General features: G+C 56.9%; 3 protein-coding genes. All 3 read left to right on the forward strand.

Going from position 1 to position 2,103, the window contains the following annotated elements; translation table 11 throughout:
- Positions 1 to 504: 504 nt before the first annotated feature.
- On the forward strand, positions 505 to 1,089 hold the full coding sequence (locus FHE74_RS10515; protein WP_139466461.1) for a ParA family protein: 585 nt from the start codon (positions 505 to 507) through the stop codon (positions 1,087 to 1,089).
- The gene (locus FHE74_RS10520; RefSeq protein ID WP_139466462.1) at positions 1,089 to 1,334 is read left to right on the forward strand and encodes a plasmid partition protein ParG; all 246 of its coding nucleotides are present in this window, start codon (positions 1,089 to 1,091) and stop codon (positions 1,332 to 1,334) included. Before FHE74_RS10515 ends, FHE74_RS10520 begins: the two co-directional genes overlap by 1 nt.
- A gap of 359 nt (positions 1,335 to 1,693) precedes the next feature.
- Positions 1,694 to 2,103 (forward strand): replication initiation protein (locus FHE74_RS10525; protein WP_180339753.1); only part of this gene is annotated, 410 nt, incomplete at its 3' end.

Genomic DNA, 2,103 nt, shown 5'->3' on the forward strand with positions numbered 1-2,103 from the left:
AACCATCACACGATGCAGGCCTTTCCAGCTGGGGAAGTTCATAAACACTATCCCCTGCTTCTTCACTCCCTCTGTCGACAGTCGTGTTTACCGGTTTGCTGGTCTACTCCAGGAGGGACGCACCATGATTGGGCAGGACGCCCGGTGGCCGTGATTAACGGGGGACCAGGCCGTGCCGACGAGAAAATGGACGTGGTGTGGCGCACGGACCTGGCCGAAGCGACCCAAAGGCTGCGGCGCACGCTCCACTTCAACCATCGCGCGGTGTACTTCCTGGCCTGCTTCGATCAAATCCCCCACAGTAGGAGTCACCAACGGGTTGTGTGGCCTCTCTAGGGGTGCCTTGTGCCGCCCAATAAGCGCATCTTGGGCTTCGGTCAGACTCTTGCTCTAGAAGTCTGCACGCATGATCGCGATGTTTGAAGTGTATTAGGTGGGTATTGACGTTATGACGTTGACGCTATAACGTTAACGTCATAACATCAAGAAGAAAGGGGCTATGACATGCGCATATCGTTTGTCCACACCAAAGGTGGGGTGGGAAAAACAACGAACTCGATCATGCTGGCTACGGCCATAGCACGGCGGGGAGTCTCTGCTGAAGTGCTAGACGCAGACCCGCAAGGGTCAGCTAGCAGATGGGCTGAGGTAGCCGAGATGCGTGACGATAAGCTGCCTTTTCCGGTTCGGCAGGTTGATGCACGACGATTGCAGCGTTACCCCGCATCCGATGGGTGGCAGATCGTGGACACGCCACCAGGCTCTGCCCCAGAGATCCAGGCCGCTATCGATACTGCAGATCTCGTTATCGTTCCCACGCACGCGGCCCCTCTGGATATTGATCGTGTCTGGCCAACCCTGGAGACCGTCGCGCACCGTCCACACGGAATCTTGCTCTCAGGCGTGTTGAAGCATCGGCGGTTGTACCACGAGACTCGTGATCTTTTTGAGGATCAGGGTGTAGCCACCTTCTACAACGTGGTTCCCGAACGCGAAGACATTAAAGCTCTCTTCGGAACGGCCCCTCGCGAGCTATACGACTTCGACGATATTTGCCAAGAGATCCTAGAGATCGAGGAGATGAACTAATGCCCCCGAAGAATCGCCTTGCCGACACCGTCCGGGCTACCACTTCTGCACGAGCGCCCAAGGTGAACGTCGAAGACACCCTCCGTCCCGGAAGCTCAGAACTCACGCGACGTACCACGGTCTACTTCACTGAAGACACCGCCAAGCGACTCAAAATCGCTGCCATCGATGAAGGGACCAACGCCTCCCAAATCGTGGAAGGACTCGTGTCTGACTGGCTAGAGGAACGCGCTCACGGTCGATGATTCTGTAACGCTATAACGTTAACGCTACAACGTTCTAGCATTAACGTTATAGCGTTTTAACAGGTCAAGTGGGTATTCTTAAGAGATAGAGCACGTTTTTAGTCTCTCCGCTCCCGGAGATAAGAGGGAAACAGTAGTTACTGCTTATATGTGGGCCTCGGACTTTCGCTTGCGACGTAAGCTCTCACACCCTGAGCTGTGTGGGCGGAAGTGCTGACACACCCCGGCCAAGGAATCACACCGCTGTAATTAGCGGGTACGGTCAGTAGCTGACCTTAAAAATGAATGAAGCCCGACCCGGCTGCCACCGGATCAGGCTTCGCTTATCACCCAGTCTCCACCTGGGGGAAAGCACGGCAATGACTTTACCGTCATCTGACAGATCAAGCACACCCGTATCCACGCGTGTCGCTACTCGGCTTGTCCCGCAGCGGGATACTGGTGGACTGGAGGACACCCCAGCAGGTGCCACAGACCGCGACGCACTGATTGCCCACCTGGGGCGCGAGGCACTGCACGCGAGTAAAAACCGCGACTTCTCCAGCGCCTACTACCTCGACGACACCGGCACTCGTTGCCCGCGTTTGTACCGCGTGGACTCCGCGGCTCTGGCCAAGTGCCAGTACGTCACCCTGACGAATAAGCAATACGCCGCCGTCTTGGTCATCGACATCGACCAGCCCGGAGAACACGGGGGCCACCCCGCCAACCTGGCCGCTAGTGTGCGAGAAAAGTTTGCGAGCCTGATCGCCCGCAATATCGGCCCCTC

This window comes from Corynebacterium tapiri (assembly GCF_006334925.1).
Lineage (GTDB): Bacteria > Actinomycetota > Actinomycetes > Mycobacteriales > Mycobacteriaceae > Corynebacterium > Corynebacterium tapiri.

Bases quoted from the DNA above. Each gene is read 5' to 3' on its own strand.
- FHE74_RS10515 (WP_139466461.1), top strand. From the start codon at position 505: ATGCGCATATCGTTTGTCCACACCAAAGGTGGGGTGGGAAAAACAACG.
- FHE74_RS10520 (WP_139466462.1), top strand. From the start codon at position 1,089: ATGCCCCCGAAGAATCGCCTTGCCGACACCGTCCGGGCTACCACTTCT.